Genomic DNA, 18710 nt, shown 5'->3' with positions numbered 1-18710 from the left:
AAAATTTTGTTTGAAAATAAGTATTAATACTTATTTTTACGAAAAATAATACTTAATTATAATGAAACAAGTAGTTATCGTAGGAAATGGAATGGTTGGGTATAAGTTTTGTGAGAAATTTATCGAGAAGGATAAAAATGAAAACTTTAGGGTGATCGTTTTTGGTGAAGAGAAAAGACCAGCATATGATCGTGTACATCTTAGTAATTTTTTTGAAAGTCAGAATGCTAAAGCATTAGAAATGGCGCCAGAAAGTTGGTATACCGATAATAATATTGAACTGATAGTTAATGAAAGGGTTACCGATATTCATCGTTCTACTAAAACAATAACAACCGCATCAGATAAAAAGTATTCTTATGATTATTTAGTTTTAGCAACTGGTTCTGTACCGTTTGTTCCTAATATTTCAGGGGTTGAAAAGAAAGGGGTTTTTGTGTACAGAACCATTGAGGATTTAGAAGGTATGATGGCCTATGCGAACACCTTGGTTGAAAGTAAAATAAAACCGAGAGCTGCTATTTTAGGAGGAGGATTGTTAGGACTGGAGGCTGGTAAAGCAGCTATTGATATGGGAATGGAAACGCATGTTGTTGAGTTTGCTCCTAAATTAATGCCAAGACAATTAGATCTAAGAGGAAGTCAGGTTTTAAAATTAAAATTAGAATCTATCGGACTTAAAATTCATTTGAATAAAGCAACAAGTCAAATTTTAGGAGAGCGCGCTATTACTGGAATGCAGTTTGGAGAAGAAGAGAAATTGGATGTTGACATGTTAATCATATCCGCGGGAATAAGACCTAGAGATGAACTAGCAAAAACCTGTGATTTAGAAATGGGAACTCGTGGAGGTATTGTGGTAAACAACAAAATGCAAACAACCGACCCTTTTATCTATGCGATTGGTGAGGTTGCTCTTTATAATCAAATGATTTATGGGTTGGTAGCTCCTGGATATGATATGGCAGAAGTAGCAGTTAATCAAATTATAGGAGTAGAAAGTTCTTTAATGTTGAGTTCAATTGATATGTCAACAAAACTGAAATTAATAGGAGTAGATGTTGCAAGTTTCGGTGAACCTTTTATGCCAGCTTCAAAAGGGCATTCAATTATTTTTGAGAATAAAACAGAATATTTGTATAAGAGAATAAATGTAAGCCTTGATGGTAAAAAATTATTAGGAGGAATCCTCATTGGAGATGCTTCTGATTATAATGTCTTGCATCAGTTTTATTTAAACGAGATGAAAATACCAGAAGATGCATCTAAACTTATTTTGCCTTTGAATGACGATGATTCCTCTTTTGGAAGTGTTTTAGATTTACCCGATGAGGCTCAAATATGTTCTTGCGAAAATGTTTCCAAAGCGACTATCTGTAATTCCTTGAAAAACGAAACTTGCCAATCACTTAACGATGTAATTACACATACAAAGGCAAGTACTAGTTGTGGGGGATGTAAGCCAATGGTTACAGATTTGGTGAATGAAACGCTGCAATCTTTAGGGAAAGAGGTAAAGAATACTATTTGTGAGCATTTTGATTATACAAGACAAGAGTTGTATGGAATCATTAAAGTGAAAAAACTAACATCATTTAACCAAGTATTGGACACTTGTGGCTCAGGTCATGGATGTGAAGTATGTAAGCCTTTGGTAGCATCACTTTTGGCTAGTATTTATAATGATACCGCAAATAAAGAACATGTAATTCAAGACTCTAATGATAAGTTTTTGGCAAATATTCAGCGTAATGGTACATATTCCGTTGTGCCGAGAATCCCTGGAGGTGAGATTACACCTGAAAAGCTTATTGTGATAGGAGAAGTGGGAAAAAAGTATAATTTATATACTAAAATTACAGGAGGTCAACGAATTGATTTATTTGGAGCAGAGCTAAATGATTTGCCTTCAATATGGAAGGAGTTAATCGATGCAGGTTTTGAAAGCGGACATGCCTATGGAAAATCGCTAAGAACGGTAAAAAGTTGTGTCGGATCTACCTGGTGCCGATATGGTCTTGAGGAAAGCGTAAGTTTTGCTATAGAGTTAGAGAATAGGTATCGAGGCTTGAGATCACCCCATAAATTAAAAGGAGGAGTTTCTGGGTGTATTCGAGAATGTGCTGAAGCAAGAGGGAAAGATTTTGGAGTGATTGCAGTAGAAGGTGGTTGGAATTTATATGTGTGTGGAAACGGAGGAGCAACACCAAAACATGCATTGCTTTTAGCAGAACAAATAGATAATGAAACCGTTATAAAATACTTAGACAGATTTTTAATGTATTATATCCAAACGGCTGCACCATTAATGCGAACGGCTGCTTGGTTAGCTAAATTAGAAGGTGGAGTTGAGCAGTTAAAAAAAGTGGTCGTAGAAGATAGTTTAAATATTGGAGAGGATCTAGAGAAGGAAATGCAATTTTTAGTTGATGCCTATGAATGTGAGTGGAAACAGGTGATTGAAAGTGAAGAAGAAAAGAGTCGATTTAAACATTTTTTGAATTCAGAAGATAGAGATGATAATTTGGTTTTTGTTCCATTACGAGAACAGAAAATGCCACAACAATGGGCGGTTAATGAAGGTTAAATCAAGTTTAAAGATGGAAACAATTTTAGAAAAATATAAAACGGTATTAACAGAACAAACGAACATTTGGTATAAGGCAGGTAGAACGGATGAGTTTCCGGAAGAAGGAGGTGTTTGTATTAAATATAAGGAGAAACAGATTGCTGTTTACAACTTTACCCGAAAAAATAAATGGTATGCTTGTCAAAATTTATGTCCTCATAAATTAGAAATGGTTCTTTCTCGTGGTATGATAGGTGATCAGGAAGGTATTCCTAAAGTGGCCTGTCCAATGCATAAGAAAACATTTTCTTTGGAAACTGGAGAGAATTTAAATGGAGATTTACCCGAAATTGCGATATATCCAGTGCAAATAAAAGATAACTTTGTGTATATTGGGTTTTCTGAATAACATTAATTTACTGTAAGCCGTGCAAACAAAATTCAACAAAGCCATAGAAATTATCGATACTTACAATGCTGAAGATCCGAATAAAACAACATTCGAAGGAGAGTCAATAGCAAAAGAATTATTGTATTCTCAGAGAATGACACGTAAGCTTTTGGAGGTGGACTCTGAGGCTTCTGAGGAGTTGCAGTTGGCTATTAGGGCACAGCATATTTGTCGTTGGAAAATTGAAAGAAGTAGCTATCCGATGGATCGTATTGGGTATTTTAAATGGAGAAATGATTTAAAAAAAATGCATTCGGAAATTGCTAGTGAAATTCTTCATGATGCTGGTTATGAAACCGATTTTATTGAGAGAGTGTCTTTTTTAATTCAGAAGAAATCTTTGAAAAAAGATCAAGAATCGCAAATGTTAGAAGATATTGTTTGTTTAGTTTTTTTGGAATATTATTTAGAAGAATTTATGAGTAAACATACTGACGAAAAGGTCGTAGATATTTTACAGAAAACTTGGAAAAAAATGTCTACAACTGGTCATAATTTGGCGCTTCAAACAATATTATCAGAACGAGCGAGTAGATTGGTTAAAACAGCATTGAATGGAGCTTGATAAAACTTCCAATCATAAAATTCATATTGACAAAGATGTTTTTGAAAAATTAAAGCGTTTATATATAATTGCTATAACGACTATTGCTGTATCTATCGTAGTGAGTCAGTTTATTATAAGAGACTTTTTGAATGATCAGCAAAACGACTCGGCCATAATTAATATTGCTGGACGTCAAAGAATGCTTAGTCAAAAGCTTACGAAAGAGGTATTATTAATTTCTTATGAGAATGACCTTAGTAATAGAACCTTATTAAGAGAGAATCTTAAAAATAGTTTGAATCTCTGGACGAAATCGCATGAAGAACTGAAAAATAGGAGCACTGATTTAAACATTTCAGGAACTAATAGTATTGAGGTTTCTGAAATGTTTGAAGCCGTAAATCCTTATTACGAAAACATAGTAAAAGCTTCTCAAAATATAATTTCAGCGTTAGAAAAAAATGATAATTTAAGTACTCTTGAACTTCACGAATATGTTTCCATTGTAAGAAAAAACGAAAGTCAATTTCTAATTTTGATGGACAAAGTTGTAAATCAATATGATCTAGAAGCCGATATGAAAGTTGATGATCTTCGAGGTTTAGAGCTGATGATCATGGTAGTTACATTAGTGTTGCTTTTTGGAGAATTGGTTTTTATTTTTTGGCCATCTGCCAAATTTGTAAAAAAGGTAATTGCAAAATTGTTACATTCTGAGTCAGAAGCATTAAAATTAGCAGCAGATGCAGATTTATTAAGAGAGCAAAATGAAAATTCAGTATACGAATTACGTAAACTTAATGATTTAATAGATAAAACATTATTGTTCGCTCGAGTAAAAACTGACGGCACAGTGATTTATGTTGGTGATAAATTTTCTCAATTTTTTAAAATGTCTAGATTTTCTAAAGGGATGTATTTTTCAGAAATAATATCCACACGTAAATCTGAAAGAGAAACAATCGACACAATTTTATCTTCAAATAACAACAGGTCAGGATGGCAAGGAGAAGTTAAAGTTACCAAAAAGGATAATGAAAATGCTTGGCTTGAAATGCATATAATTCCTTTTAAAGGAAATTATGAAAAGTCCGAGTTTTTAATTGTTGCTTCAGACATTACAAAACGAAAAAGAGCGCAAATTGACCTGGAAAATCTGACAAATGAACGCTATGAGGAGAAAATGAATCAGCAAAAGGTAATTACCAGTAAGATTATAGAGAATCAGGAAAAAGAGCAAGACCGTATAGCGAAAGATATGCATGACGGTATTGGTCAAATGCTTACGGGATTAAAATATAATTTAGAAAGTGTAAACCCAGAGCATACTGAGAAAACAATAGTTAAAATTGAATATTTAAAGGAATTGGTAACAAATATTATTAAAGGAGTGAGAACGGCTACCTTTAATCTGACACCTCCAGAATTAGGCGATTATGGCGTTGTTCCTGCTTTAGTAAAGTTAACCAAAGAGTTAAATAAATATACCGATAAGCAAGTTGTTTTTTACAACAAGACTAATTTTGATGTAAGGCTAGATTCTTTGGTAGAAATCAATATTTATAGGGTAGTACAGGAAGCGGTAAATAATGCGATAAAATATGCTGGTTCTAGTCATATTATTGTTGCTATTTCTCATAGTGAAAAATTGTTGAGTATTATTATTGATGATAACGGTACTGGGTTTAATGAAGATGAAATGAAAGATAAAAATATATCTGAAGGAATGGGGATGATATTTATGAAAGAGCGGATGAAGTATGTCAATGGAAGAATATTTATTAATTCTTCAAAAGAGAATGGAACAAGAATTACTTTGAATATCCCCATTTAGATTATACCAGTTCACTGTAAAAGAAAAAAAAGTGTTTTATTGCGGTAATTTCGATTGGTAAATGGTATTACGTATTTTTACTTCAAATAAATAAGTACTTTTGCAAAGTCGATTATAATTATTTTATACCTATGGATATTGTTCTTGTTGATGATCACTTATTAGTTAGAGATGGAATTAAATCTATTTTAAAAGAAGAAGAAGGACTGAATGTAATTAATGAGGCTTCTAACGGAATAGAAGCATTGGATATTTTAAAGCATAGCATTCCTGATATCCTCATTGTTGATATAAAGATGCCAAAAATGAATGGTATTGAGGTTGTTAGAGAAATTAAAAAGGCAGCGATTAATGTTAAAACAATGATGCTTTCAATGCATGATTCTGAAGAGTATGTTTTGGATGCCATTGAAGCTGGTGCCGATGGGTATTTGTTAAAAGGATCCAGCAAAGCTGAGCTTGTAAAGGCTTTGCATACAATTGCTTCAGGAGGAAAGTACTTTACGGGTGATATTTCTTCAATTATCATCAATAATTTAGGAAAAGAAAGGAATACCAAAAAGATTATAAAAGATAAGGACGACAATATTTATCATCTTACAAAAAGAGAAAAACAAATACTTAAATTAATATTGTCGGGGAAAAGTAATAAAGAAATTGCTGCCGAACTTGAAGTAAGCAAGAGAACCACAGAAGTTCATCGTTTTAATTTAATGAAAAAGCTGAAAGTGAAGAATTTAACTGAGTTGTCAAACAAGGCTACGGAATTAAATCTTTAGAGTATTCGGATAACTTAAAAAAAAACTGTCTTTTTTTGGGGTTTGTTTCAAAAAAAGGACTGCTTTTGAGAATTTGGTAAAAGTTTGAGTGTTAGTGCTTTTCTTTCTTCTAGATACGTAAAAAATACTTAGTTATACTTATTTTTACTACTTATAAATGAGGGAGTAATAAATAAAAATAAAGTATTTTGCAGCAAAATGAAATAAAAACTACCTGTTCATATTGCGGTGTCGGTTGTGGGATTGTCGTAAAAAAAGATGCGAGTAATAATTTAAAGGTTGAAGGAGATAAGGATCATCCAGTAAACAAAGGGACGCTTTGCTCAAAAGGAATGAATTTGCATTATGTCGCAAAGGATACCTCTGATCGTCTTTTGTATCCAGAAATGAAGTGGAGTAAAAACCATCCACTCGAAAGGGTTTCTTGGGATGTTGCGCTCAATAGAGCGGCAAGTGTTTTTAAAACAATGATTAGGAAATTCGGACCCGATAGTGTTGGTTTTTATGTGTCGGGTCAATGCCTTACCGAAGAATATTATATCGCTAATAAACTTACAAAAGGATTTTTAGGAACTAATAATATTGATACAAATTCTCGACTTTGTATGAGTTCAGCTGTTGTTGGATATAAAAACACTTTTGGCGAAGATTCAGTGCCTATTTCTTATGATGATATTGAGTTAGCCGATTGCTTTTTTATCACAGGAGCGAATCCTGCCTGGTGTCACCCGATTTTATTTAGAAGGATTGAAAAGCATAAAAGTGAAAATCCTAACGTTAAAATAATTTCAGTAGACCCTAGAAAAACAGATACTGCTAATTTTGCTGACTTACACTTGCAAATTTTTCCTGGAACGGATATTATTTTAAACAATGCAATCGGAAAAAGGTTAATTGATAAGAAAAAAATCGATAAAAACTTTGTAAAAAATCATACAGAAAGTTTTGAAGAATATAAAAAACATGTTCAAAAAACATCTCTCAAAAAAGCGGCAGAACTTTGCGGTATAACCGTTGATGAAATTAAGAAAGCAGCTGATTTCATTGGGAATGCTAATGGTTTTATTAGTATGTGGGCAATGGGATTAAATCAAAGTTCTGTAGGTACATATAAAAATTACTCCTTACTTAATTTATCTCTGATAACAGGTCATATAGGAAAACCTGGATCTGGTCCATTTTCGTTAACAGGACAACCGAACGCCATGGGGGGAAGAGAGGTTGGAGGAATGGCAAATTTGCTAGCTGTTCATAAGAATTTATTTAGTGAAAAGGACAGAAAGGAAGTGCAAACATTTTGGAATTCGGAAGAAATATCTGATAAGCCTGGATTTACAGCAACAGAGATGTTTGATGCTTTAGAAGCTGGTCAAATGAAGGCAATATGGATCGTATGTACCAATCCAATGGTAAGTATGCCGAATGCAAATAAAATTGAAAGAGCATTGAAAAAAGCCAAATTTGTTATTGTTCAAGATATCTCCAAAAATGCTGATACATTGGAGCATGCAGATTTAATTCTTCCCGCTGCTTCTTGGTTAGAGAAGGAAGGTACTATGACAAACTCAGAAAGAAGGATTTCATATTTACCAAAAGCAATCGAGGCCCCTGGAGAGGCAAGACCCGATGTAGAAATTTTATGTGATTTTGCTAATAAAATGGGATACGATGGTTTCGATTATAATTCAACTAGTGAAATATATAAGGAATATAGTTTAATGACTAAAGGAACGAATATTGATGTTTCATATTTAGATTATCAACGTTTGAAACATGAAGGAACATTTCAATGGCCAGTGCCTACTTTTAGACATAAAGGAACTCCTCGTTTGTTTGAAGATAAGATTTTTTACACCCCTTCAAAAAAGGCAATTTTTAATATTCCGAAGGTTATTGAAAATATATCTGCACCTCCAAATTCGGAATACCCTTTAATCCTAACCACAGGAAGGATTAGAGATCAATGGCATACAATGACCAAGACGGGGAAGGTATCGAGGTTAAAAACACATTATGCCAATCCAGTATTAGAAATTAATGAAACCAATGCCTATACACGAAATATTAAAGAAGGTGATGTTGTTGAAGTGAAAAGTGAAAACGGTGTGGTTAGAGTAAGGGCGAAAGTGACGAATAATGTAAAATACGACGTAGTTTTTTTACCAATGCATTGGGGAAAGCAACTCGAAAGCGATCTCAATCGTGCCAATAACTTAACTAAAACTGTAATCGATCCCATTTCAAAGGAACCCGATTTTAAATATACGAGAGTTTCAGTTTCAAAATATTTAAAACCAAAAGAGAAAATTATTGTTGTGGGTGCTGGAGCGGCGGCGTTTAGATTTGTGCAAAATTATAGAGACCATAATGACACAGATGAAATTTTAGTTTTTTCAAAAGAAGTAAATCCTTTTTATAATAGAGTTTTACTGCCAGAGTATGTAACTGAAGAGTTAACATGGGAACAACTTCAAAAAATAAAAGATTTGGAGTTTAAAAAACTTAAAATAGAGCTATTGGATAAAACAGTGATTGAGAATATTGACAGAGTGCATAAAATGGTTACTGATAATTACGGAAGAAAATATAATTATGACAAGTTAATATTGGCAACTGGTAGTCGTGCATTTGTGCCTAAAGATGTACAATTGGATTTAGCGGGAAGGTTCACAATTCGAAGCAAAACAGATGCTGATCGATTTAAAAATCATCTTGAAGCATCTAAAATTCCTTTGTATAATCAGCATGTAACCATCGTAGGAGGTGGCTTATTGGGTTTGGAGTTAGCAGCTGCTTTGAAAAATAAAGAGATCAATATTACACTTGTTCAAAGATCATCTCGATTGATGGAGCGACAGTTAGATGAAATCTCTGGAAAATTACTTGCCTTGCATGTGGAAGAATTAGGGATTCAAGTGTATTTTTCAAATGAGGTAAGCACTGTTTTCGATAGTGAAAATGATAAAGAGCTTCAGATTACGTTAAAAAGTGGAAAAACATTTTCATCAAATGCTATTGTATACGCTATTGGAACACGCCCAAATATCGAAATTGGAAAGTCATCTGGACTTCATTGTGGTAGAGGTATTAAGGTGAACCAACACCTACAGTCTTCTGATCCAAACATTTTTGCTATTGGAGAAATCGCAGAGTTTAAAAATAAGCTACTTGGAATCACATCTGCAGCTGAGGAACAAGCATCTATTTTGGCAAATTTTATTTTAGGAGATATTAGTAGTGTTTACAAAGGGTCGGTTGCTATGAATATTTTGAAGTTTAGCGATTTAGATTTGTGTAGTATTGGAGATATTCTGATTCCAGAAAAGAAGGAGGGATACGAAGAAATAGTTTTTACAGATATAAGCAAACGATATTATAAAAAATGCATTATCAAGGATGATTTATTGGTAGGAGCGATTATGGTAGGAGATAAGAATGAGTTTGCCGAATTTAAGAGTTTGATTGAAGGGAAAATTGAGTTGTCTGATAAGCGTGAGTTATTATTAAGAAATACCTCTAATACTCAGCTGGTAAAAGGAAAGTTAATTTGTTCATGCAGTCAGGTTGGTGAAGAAAATTTAATAGAAACAATAAAAAATGGATGCAGTAGTTTTTCAGATTTATGTAAAGAAACGGGAGCTGGTCTTGGATGTGGAAGTTGTAAAACAGAGGTAAGAGAAATAGTAACTAGACAAAAACAATTGATATAATGACTCAGTTATCAAGGTTAATTATAAAGGGAGGGGTTTTGTCTCCAGCAGAATTGAAGAAAATTTGTGAAGTTTCAGAAGATCTCGGATTTGAAACCATTTCTTTTGGTTCAAGGCAAGATGTTTTATTTCCTGAGGAAAATAAAAAAATGTCAAAAGAAGTAGCAGGTTTTCAGGTTGTAAATTCGACCAATGATATGGAAGAAAATATAATGTCTTCTTATGTAAGTTCCGATATCTTTCCTAGTACAACCTGGTTAACAAGTGATAAGTATTTGTATGTTTTAGAGCAATTTAGAAAAGCATCTGAATTAAAAATTAACATAACTGATCCAAAACAGCGATTGGTTCCATTATTTACTGGCCATTTAAATTTCATAGCTTCTGAGTATGAAGATTATTGGTATTTGTATGTCAGATTACCATATTGGAATACAATGGAAATCTACCCAGCTTTAATTTATAGTTGGGATATTGAAAAAATAACTCGAATTATTGAAGAACTTTTAAAAGAAGAACTTGATACTATTCAATTGGTTTTTGATTTGGTGAATCACAGTGTCGATATGAATAATAGGACCATAGATGAATCATTAAAAATCCCGTTTCATCCTTTTCCTTATTATGAAGGAATGAATAGAATTGGTAATGATAAATATTGGTTAGGATTATATTGGAGAAATAATAAATATGATTTAACATTCTTAAAAGCTATGTGCGATTTGTGCTTTGAGTGTAAGATTGGTAAAATTTCAATTACTCCTTGGAAATCCTTTATAATTAAGGATATTCCGGGTAGTACTAAGCTGCGCTGGGAAAAGTTTTTGGGAAGATATGGTATTAATGTACGACACTCAATGTTAGAATTGAATTGGCACATTCCAGTTGGTAATTCCGAAGCATTAGAACTGAAAAAGTATTTGGTTCGTAATTTTGATAAAAATGATATTAGTACTTATGGTTTAACATTCGGAATAACCGATTACGTTAAAACCTCGTATTATTTTACTTCTATTGTTATTGAAAGGAATAGTATACCTGATGAGTTAAAAGAATTTAATATAAGAAGTACGTATAACTTATTACATGCTAAAAATTTTGATCCTAATACAAGAGAGTATATTACAAGTGTTAGAGAGGTTGATAAAGAAGAGTTGCCAGATTTACTAATTGAATTGAGTAGGTTGTATTTCGAACAATTAGGTGCCGAAAAAGAAATAGAATATATTAAAAAAGAGGAAAGTAAAGAAGAAGTTGAGGTTTATCAATGCAAGCATTGTCAGTTGTTGTATGAAGAGCAATATGGAGATAAAACTCAGGGTGTTCCGCCAAATACCCCTTTTGAGAGTTTAACTGAAGATTATAAGTGTTCATTATGTGAGGCAAATAAGGATAGTTTTGAGAAAATAACACTTAAGAAAATAAGTTGAATTAATACTTCTACTATTTGTAAATTGATATTACCACAATAAAACGCTTTTTTTACTTTTACAGTGATTTCAAATCATAAAAAGTACAAAGCGTTCTTCAATATTGAAAAACGCTTTGTGTAATATAAGTTATAGTTGATGCCAATTGATATTTACCCCTAAAGGTTAATAAACGGTTCCAACTATATATCTTGTAGTTTTATATAGGGGTAGTTCAAGCTGTTATTTATACTTCCTGTTCTGTTAGCCAAAGACTGTTGGTGTTTACTTCTTTTAAAGAGGCAAGAAATTCTTTGTTGTCGTCCATATATAAATTGGCATCTAGATAGTGTAATCTTCTGTCTTTAATACACTGGTGTAAGTACTCTTCTGTGATAATGTTTTTGTCTTTTACATTCGCATCGAATGCTTTTAGTTTTGGTAATCCATTATTCAAATGATCTACCCAAGAATGATGGAAACCAGCAAAGAAATCTAAACACGGTAATACATCATACATTGCTTCTGCGATTCCTTTCTTTCTTAAAAAATCTGAAGTAAAAGGCATTGATTTAAAATATCTACCTGTCATTACAAAAAGGCGGTAACTACAATTAGGAGCTCCATGATTTGATTCAAGGAATAGGTTAAGATAAAAAGAAGTATAATGTAATTTAACAGTAAGTGCTTGATGTTTTTTTGTTTCTTCAATAATTCTATCAGCAAATCGACTGTCTATGATTTCATCTAAATCTGATAAAATAATAATATCATCGTCACTAATGGTTTCTTTTAAAATAGTACACATGTTTCTTTGTACTGATTCATTAAAAAAGGCATAATTATTACTTAAAAGATTCCAGTACCAATGATCAAAGTTTTCAGCTCTACAAGTTTCTGGATTGTAATAATCTTTGTTTTCTTCAATCTCGCGAAACTTTCCAGTGACATCAAATTTTTCATAATGTACTCTATCGGTAAGTAGTGATGTATTGAAATTATAAGGTTTGTCTTTACCAGTAAATGTTTTGTTAGCTTCCAAAATACATAAAGTATCCACCCAATGGGCATCTTCTTTTATTTTAATTTCGGCTACTTTGTTTTCATTAAAAAATGGACAAAATTCAAATACTTTCATAATTTAAATCGTTAATAAGTTAGTTGGTTAATGGTTATAGTTCCAGTTCAATAAATGGTGCATTTTTTTCTTAAAACCATTCATTAAATCCGTTATTGTAGTTTCTTTAAAATGTAGAGTTGAGTAATAACATCTAATACTTAACTGCTGAGCACTTTCTTTTATGGTTAAGTTTAATAAGTAATTTGACTCATTATCTTTTGAGTTGGTAAAACCAAAAGGAATATTTAATTGTTCATAGTTTGCCGTTTCAGGGAAAATGTGTTCCGTTTTTAAATAGTGAAACAGACAAGTCGCACGGTGTTCTGGTAATAAAAGTTCTTTCGTGTTATTCCCTAAGGTCGAATATTTAAGGATAAAGTAATCCAATCCATTTTTTGGAACTTCTAAAACGGTTTTATTTATTTGTTGTATTAGACTTTCATTACTTAGGTTTTTATCTAAAGAAAGTCTAACAGGATAGGCACCAGCAAAAAAGCCTGTAGTGTTTTGAATATTTACTTGCTGAAAGAAAGATTCTCGTTGCTGACTCATGATGTCAATCAACAAATCAGTTGTTTTGAAATACTCATTGCATGTATTGTAAAAGACTGAAATTAGAAAATTTGAAGGCATCAATTTTATTTTTTTAATTGATTTGGTAAACTCATTCATAAGTTGATCATCTTCAATAAGAATAAACTCAAGAGCATTCATTTCTCTGTGCGTAACTCTTTTTTCAAGATTTAAATCCGTAGGAATATCTCCACCTGATCTTAATACGTTTTTCCAATAGGTATGTTCCGTTGAAAAGGATTTGTTGACAATATAATTTTGAATGGTTAATACCCAATCTTTATAGGAGCAAGAATTGATTGATTGATTTTCTATAGTTTGTTTATCGTTAGATTTCAATGTTAGGAATCTGAAAAAATCATTAGTAAAAATCTGTAAAGACACGCCGTCAAATACAAGATGGTGAAACAGAAAAAACACAACTTTTGAATCTGGATGGATGTAATGATTAAAGACTATAACCTTAAATAACTTGCCTTCTAACAAATTAAATTGTGTTTGTGCTTCTTCACATTTTTTAGTGATATATAAATCTTGATTTTCAGGTTGAATTAAAGAAAGATCAAAATAATCACAAAGGTTATCTTTTGGATAATTGTCATAGTATTGTTTAAAGCCATTTCTTTCTTTTACAAATCGTAGCTGTAAAGATTTGTGTTTTTCAACGAGTTTTTTTACTACATTGTTGATGGCTTCAATACTGGTCTTGAATTTAATTTTAGCGAGAAAAGGAACATTAAAACGATTACGATTAATGAGCTTCCTTTTTACAAACCTTTGTTGCAAAGGAGAAAGAGGAAAAAGTTTTTTATCGTTTTGAATCGCTGAAGAAGTAGTTTTACCTTTTGTATTTACTTGATTGCTTGTGAATGATAGCAAATTTTCAATAGTTCTGTATTGGTAAATGTCATTAACAGACACCAGTTCTCCTTGTTGTTTTAGTTCATTCGATATTTCTAATGCATTAAGAGAGTGTCCGCCCAGATGGAAAAAATCGTCACTTAAGGTAATGCCTTCTTGATCCAATACTTTTTCCCAAAGTGCTAGATATATTGAACTTCTTTGCTTGTGTTTAGCAGTTCGATTGGTTTTACCTTCGTAGTTTTGGATAGGTTTTTGGGCTACATTATTGTTTAGGTTCTTTAATTCTGACGTTTCTAAATCTAAATTTGCAGACATGGTTTCAATTTGATTCGTTTGCGCCATTGGATTATCAAGAGTATATTCTAGCACCCCTTTTAATGTCTTTAACATTTTATGAATCATTTTCTCTTCAAAGCAATCTGTGTCATAGATCACTTTTACTTGTAAGCAGTCTTTCTCTTCTGAGCCTAAAACAGTGATCGGATAATTGGTTTTTTCAATTTCTTCGACGTTTTCAATATGGATATCACTTGAGCTATTTTGATAAGTTCCTACTTTTTTATGGTTTTCAAAAACAAGAATGTGATTGAATAAGTGCGGAGTTGTTAGCTGAGTCATTTTCAATAACTCATTTAAATCGATATAACTGTATTCATTTATTTGTTGAAATGTTTTATGAATTATTCGAACTTGCTCTTTTATTGTATGTTGATTAGCCCATTGTGTTACAACAGGCAGTGTATTAATTAAAGGGCCTACAATTCGTTCAATGCCCTGGAAGTTATGATTCCTTCCACTAACAGTTACCCCAAAAGTAATTACATCTCTATTGGTAAGTAGTTGAAGCATTTTCGCCCAAGAAAATTGAAATAAAGAGTTAAGTGTAACATGATATTGTTTTGCTAAACCCTTAATTTGACTGGTTGTATTTCGAGAAAATACGAGGCAATGTTCTTTTTGATTTTGAATTGGTTTATCAGGACTGGGTTGATGTTTCGTTTTCGTAAATGGAAAAGGTGTTGTGTTTTGAACTGGAGATAATTGCTTTGTCCAAAATGTGAAAGCATTGTCCTGAGTTTGGTTGTTTAACCAGCGATTTAAATGATGAAATTGAAGCGATTTTTCCTGGTGAAAACCTTTAGTGGTTGTTTTGTTTTCAAAAGAGGCTACAAGATCGTTGATGATATGGTAGATACTCCAACCATCTATTAAGATGTGATGAAGTGTCCAAACTAATGTGTGTAAGCCGTCGTTTTGCTTGATCAGCAAAAAACGAATTGGGGGAGTTTCATTTAAATAGAACTCTTTTTTTCTATCAATATCTAGAATATCATTAATTTCTTGGTCTATTTCGTTTGGTTCTTTTTCTGTTAAAGAAATCTCATTCCAGTTTATCGCATCTAATTCTTCATCATACTCATAGGTACATTGTAATGGTTCTTTCAAATTTTTCCAGACGAAAACGGACCTGAATATTTCATTTTCTTTTACTAATTCTTGAAGTTTATTTTTCAAATAAGCACTGTCTAAAGCTCCAGAAATTGTAATTTTTACCTGCACATAATATTGATCAGACTCCTTATTCTGTAAGTAATGAAATAATATTCCGCGCTGTAAACCTGTTGTAGGCATTATTGTTTTTATCGAAGCTCTTTTGCGCAGTTTTTCATAGAGTGTTTCAAAGGTAGTTTGATTCAAATGCCCTAATTCAAAGTCTGACGGCGTATAACAAACCTTTGTTTTCGATTTACAATGCTCAATGATATGGATTAGATTGGTTTTAAAGTCATGTACGAATTTATTTACCGTTTCCTTTCTGAATAGATTTTCATCATAAGTTACTTTAAAAAGAAATTTGTTTTTTACAATTGAACAGTTCAGTTCAAATGGACTCCAATGCTTATTTTTCGAACCAACTACGTCATGGCCGCTTCCTTCATCAAACAAACTCCAACCTTCTGGTAATTCATGTTGATTTTCATCAAATCGTCCCAAGTAATTAAACCAAGCTTCTGGAGAGGCGTCTTTGATAGTGTTTTTGACTTTAGAGTCGTTATGCAAATATTTTAAAGCACCGTATGAAAGTCCATTATCAGGAACGTTTTTTAGTTGTTCTTTGACGGATATAATGCTATTTCCTGTATCGTTGTTATTGGGTAAATTAACAACGACTGGATAGGCAGAAGTAAACCAGCCAATAGTTCTGGAAACATCGATATCTTCAATACATTTTTCTCTTCCATGACTTTCCAACATAAAAACGATCTTGTTTTGACCAATCCAATGAGCTAAACTTTTTATGTATGCTGTTATTAGTAATGTTTCTACGTTGGTATTGTATACTTTAAAACTGTCTTCTGATAGTAGACGTGTTTTTTCCTCGGAAAGTTGATCACCTACAGAGTTATAGGTGAAATTTGGGTATATTATGAATTGATCTTTAGGTAGACTAAACGTCTGTATTTGTTCAGTAATTGATTTCCAGAAAGGAAGTGCTTCTAAGGTTTTTTTCTTCTGTGAATAAACTATTAAGTGTTGATACCATTGTGCTTTGGTATCTGTTGTTAAAACTGTTTTTCCTTGGTAAAGATGGATTAAGTCTTCCAAGAGAATTCGCCAAGAAACGCCATCGACAATTAAATGGTGAAGAATAATAAGTACATAAGTATTACTTTTACCTTCGATTATAGCGACTTTATACAATTCATTCTTTGTCAGATCTATTTGTTCTTCTAAATCTTTTTCTATTTCACGAACAGCTCTTCGTTCATTCTTTACTTTTTTAGCGTTATGAACGCTAAAAAAAGAATCGCTATTAGTATTAGTATAACTTTGAATAAATCGGTTGTTGTTTTTCCGAAATTTTGTTTTAAAAACAGGATGAAGATTTACCAATTTTTGAAAAGCGCTTTTTATTTTTTCAATAGCTACGTTTTTTATAGTGATGGTTTGAGATTGTAAAAAGTAACTAGGATCGGAAAAATCTAAATTAAAATACCATTGCTGTATTGGAGTTAAACCTATCTCTTCTATAGATGTGTTTACTTTTTTTAATAATGTTTCTTGTGTAATTAAAGAGAGTTCACCTAGTGTTGGATAATTATAAATATCCGAAGCTGAAAAATAGAGATTCATTTTTTTTGCTTCTGTTACAAAATGTAATGCAGAAATAGAATCAAGTCCTAAAGAAAAAAAGTTGTCATCAAAATGTATATTTTGATTTCCTAATACCTCCTTGAGTGCATACAATAGTTTTTCTTCTTTGGTTCCATTTGATTTTGGTTTTGAAAATGAAGAACCTTGAAGTTCTTTTGGGTCAGGAAGTTTGTTTTTGTCTAGTTTTCCATTTGAGGTTAAGGGGATTTTATCAATAAAAATAATATGTCTCGGTAGCATATAATCTGACACTTTCATTGATAAATATTTTTTAATTTCTTCTGCGTCAACCTTCTCAATAGCAAGTACCCAGACAGCAATAGACCCCAAGCCTCGATGGTCTTTTTTAATTTTTGCAACTGCAAAATTAATTTTAGGATGTTGCATGACATGGTATTCTATTTCACCCAGCTCAATTCGATATCCTCTCAATTTTACTTGATTATCATTACGTCCTATAAACTCAAAAGCGCCATGATTATTTATTCTTCCTAAATCTCCTGTTTTGTAAAAGGTGTCATTATTACCAAGTATTCCTTTTTTAAAAGCCTTTTCCGTTAACTCAGGCTTCTTGTAGTAACCTTTGGCTACGCTTAAGCTTTTAACCCAAAGTTCTCCAGTGTCTCCTTGTTTTACAGGTTTTAACTGTTTGTCTAAAATGTAAACACAGTTATCACCTACGGGTATTCCAATAGGAATGCTCTTTTGCTCAGGAGAAATTTCGTTAATAGAATAACAAGTAGTGAAAATGGTACATTCTGTAGGGCCATATCCGTTTATTAAACGATTCGGGCCTAGCACTGCTAGCGCTTTTTTTACATGGGAAAATGAAGCTGCTTCTCCTCCGAAAATAATTTTTTTAATCGATTTCAGTAAATCTATATGTTGATCTACAATTGCATTAAAGAAAGATGTAGTAAAAAAGGCTATAGTAACACCGTGTTTTTCGATGTAATTCGTTAAGGCTTCAAAATCAAAAAGGAGTTTTCTGTTAACCAAAACTAAGCTGGCACCATTTAGTAGCGCCCCAAATATTTCGAATGTTGAAGCATCAAATGCGTAGTTGGCCAATTGTAAAAAACAATCGTTAGTTGTAACGTTAACATAACTAGGATTGATCAGTCGATTACTTAGGTTTTTATGTGTTAGCATTACTCCTTTAGGAGCACCTGTTGAGCCAGAGGTGTAAATTAATTGAGCTAATGTTCCTTGTTCAATTGTAATGTCAGGAGAATATGTAGCGAATTCATGCAGCTTTTCATCTTCAATTTGTAAAGTAATGCAAGGATACTTTTTAGTTTTATTCGACTCAGTTAGCAATAGAAATATTGCTTCACTATCTTTAAGTAAATATTGAATTCTTTCTTCTGGATCATCAGGGCTGATCGCGATGTAAGCAGCTCCTGTTTTTAAGATCCCTAATATACTAGCGATTGTATTGATGTCTTTTTTACCTAAAACACCGAATACAGTGTTTTTTGGTATTTTCCGTCTGTATTCTTTTAAGTAATTGTATTGAATAAAATGTGCAATTTGGTTTGCTTTTTTGTTCAGGTCAGCATACGAAATTTTATGATCGTTTAAATGGATGGCTACTTTTGTAGGGTTTTTATACACCTGTTCTTCAAATAACTCCGATAATAAATGATGTTTAATTTCTTTCGCTGTAACCAGTTTGTCAGCAATGGTTTCCATAGT

At 32.3% G+C, this 18710-nt stretch carries 9 protein-coding genes; 7 read left to right on the top strand and 2 right to left on the bottom strand.

Annotated elements, in window-relative coordinates; translation table 11 throughout:
- Positions 1–61 precede the first annotated feature (61 nt).
- The 7 genes from nirB to BLW23_RS11895 all read left to right on the top strand — a co-directional run bounded on the left by nirB (position 62) and on the right by BLW23_RS11895 (position 11320).
- Positions 62–2587, top strand: coding sequence for a nitrite reductase large subunit NirB (gene nirB / locus BLW23_RS11925; protein ID WP_093670126.1), 2526 nt, complete (start codon positions 62–64; stop codon positions 2585–2587).
- A gap of 13 nt (positions 2588–2600) precedes the next feature.
- Positions 2601–2978 carry a nitrite reductase small subunit NirD gene (gene nirD / locus BLW23_RS11920; protein ID WP_093671770.1) on the top strand — a complete coding sequence of 126 codons (378 nt, stop codon included), beginning with the start codon at positions 2601–2603 and terminating at the stop codon, positions 2976–2978.
- 19 nt (positions 2979–2997) lie between these two features.
- Positions 2998–3585: a DUF4202 domain-containing protein gene (locus BLW23_RS11915; RefSeq protein ID WP_093670124.1), complete on the top strand. Its 588-nt coding sequence runs from the start codon at positions 2998–3000 to the stop codon at positions 3583–3585.
- Entirely contained in the window at positions 3575–5401 is a 1827-nt protein-coding gene (locus BLW23_RS11910; protein ID WP_093670122.1) for a sensor histidine kinase, read from the top strand. Before BLW23_RS11915 ends, BLW23_RS11910 begins: the two co-directional genes overlap by 11 nt.
- A 131-nt stretch (positions 5402–5532) precedes the next feature.
- Positions 5533–6180, top strand: coding sequence for a response regulator transcription factor (locus tag BLW23_RS11905; protein ID WP_093670120.1), 648 nt, complete (start codon positions 5533–5535; stop codon positions 6178–6180).
- Positions 6181–6368: 188 nt separating this feature from the next.
- Complete coding sequence (locus BLW23_RS11900; protein ID WP_093670118.1) at positions 6369–9890, top strand: nitrate reductase; 3522 nt, start codon at positions 6369–6371, stop codon at positions 9888–9890.
- Positions 9890–11320, top strand: coding sequence for a rubredoxin (locus tag BLW23_RS11895; protein ID WP_093670116.1), 1431 nt, complete (start codon positions 9890–9892; stop codon positions 11318–11320). The genes BLW23_RS11900 and BLW23_RS11895 overlap by 1 nt, the downstream gene beginning before the upstream one ends.
- A gap of 226 nt (positions 11321–11546) precedes the next feature.
- Here the strand turns inward: BLW23_RS11895 and BLW23_RS11890 are convergent, their stop codons facing one another.
- Positions 11547–12437 (bottom strand): glycosyltransferase family 17 protein, encoded by an 891-nt coding sequence (locus tag BLW23_RS11890; RefSeq protein ID WP_093670114.1) that lies wholly within the window; start codon positions 12435–12437, stop codon positions 11547–11549.
- A 27-nt stretch (positions 12438–12464) separates the two neighbouring features.
- Positions 12465–18707, bottom strand: a complete 6243-nt coding sequence (locus BLW23_RS11885; RefSeq protein WP_093670112.1) for a non-ribosomal peptide synthetase — start codon at positions 18705–18707, stop codon at positions 12465–12467.
- Positions 18708–18710 lie beyond the last annotated feature (3 nt).

The sequence above is a fragment of the Tenacibaculum sp. MAR_2009_124 genome (assembly GCF_900105455.1).
Classification (GTDB): domain Bacteria; phylum Bacteroidota; class Bacteroidia; order Flavobacteriales; family Flavobacteriaceae; genus Polaribacter.
Note: the sequence above shows the minus strand (reverse complement) of the source record. Positions and strands in the feature narration are given on the sequence as shown.

Bases quoted from the DNA above. Each gene is read 5' to 3' on its own strand.
- BLW23_RS11905 (WP_093670120.1), top strand. From the start codon at position 5,533: ATGGATATTGTTCTTGTTGATGATCACTTATTAGTTAGAGATGGAATT.
- BLW23_RS11885 (WP_093670112.1), bottom strand. From the start codon at position 18,707: ATGGAAACCATTGCTGACAAACTGGTTACAGCGAAAGAAATTAAACAT.
- BLW23_RS11910 (WP_093670122.1), top strand. From the start codon at position 3,575: ATGGAGCTTGATAAAACTTCCAATCATAAAATTCATATTGACAAAGAT.
- nirD (WP_093671770.1), top strand. From the start codon at position 2,601: ATGGAAACAATTTTAGAAAAATATAAAACGGTATTAACAGAACAAACG.
- nirB (WP_093670126.1), top strand. From the start codon at position 62: ATGAAACAAGTAGTTATCGTAGGAAATGGAATGGTTGGGTATAAGTTT.
- BLW23_RS11895 (WP_093670116.1), top strand. From the start codon at position 9,890: ATGACTCAGTTATCAAGGTTAATTATAAAGGGAGGGGTTTTGTCTCCA.
- BLW23_RS11890 (WP_093670114.1), bottom strand. From the start codon at position 12,437: ATGAAAGTATTTGAATTTTGTCCATTTTTTAATGAAAACAAAGTAGCC.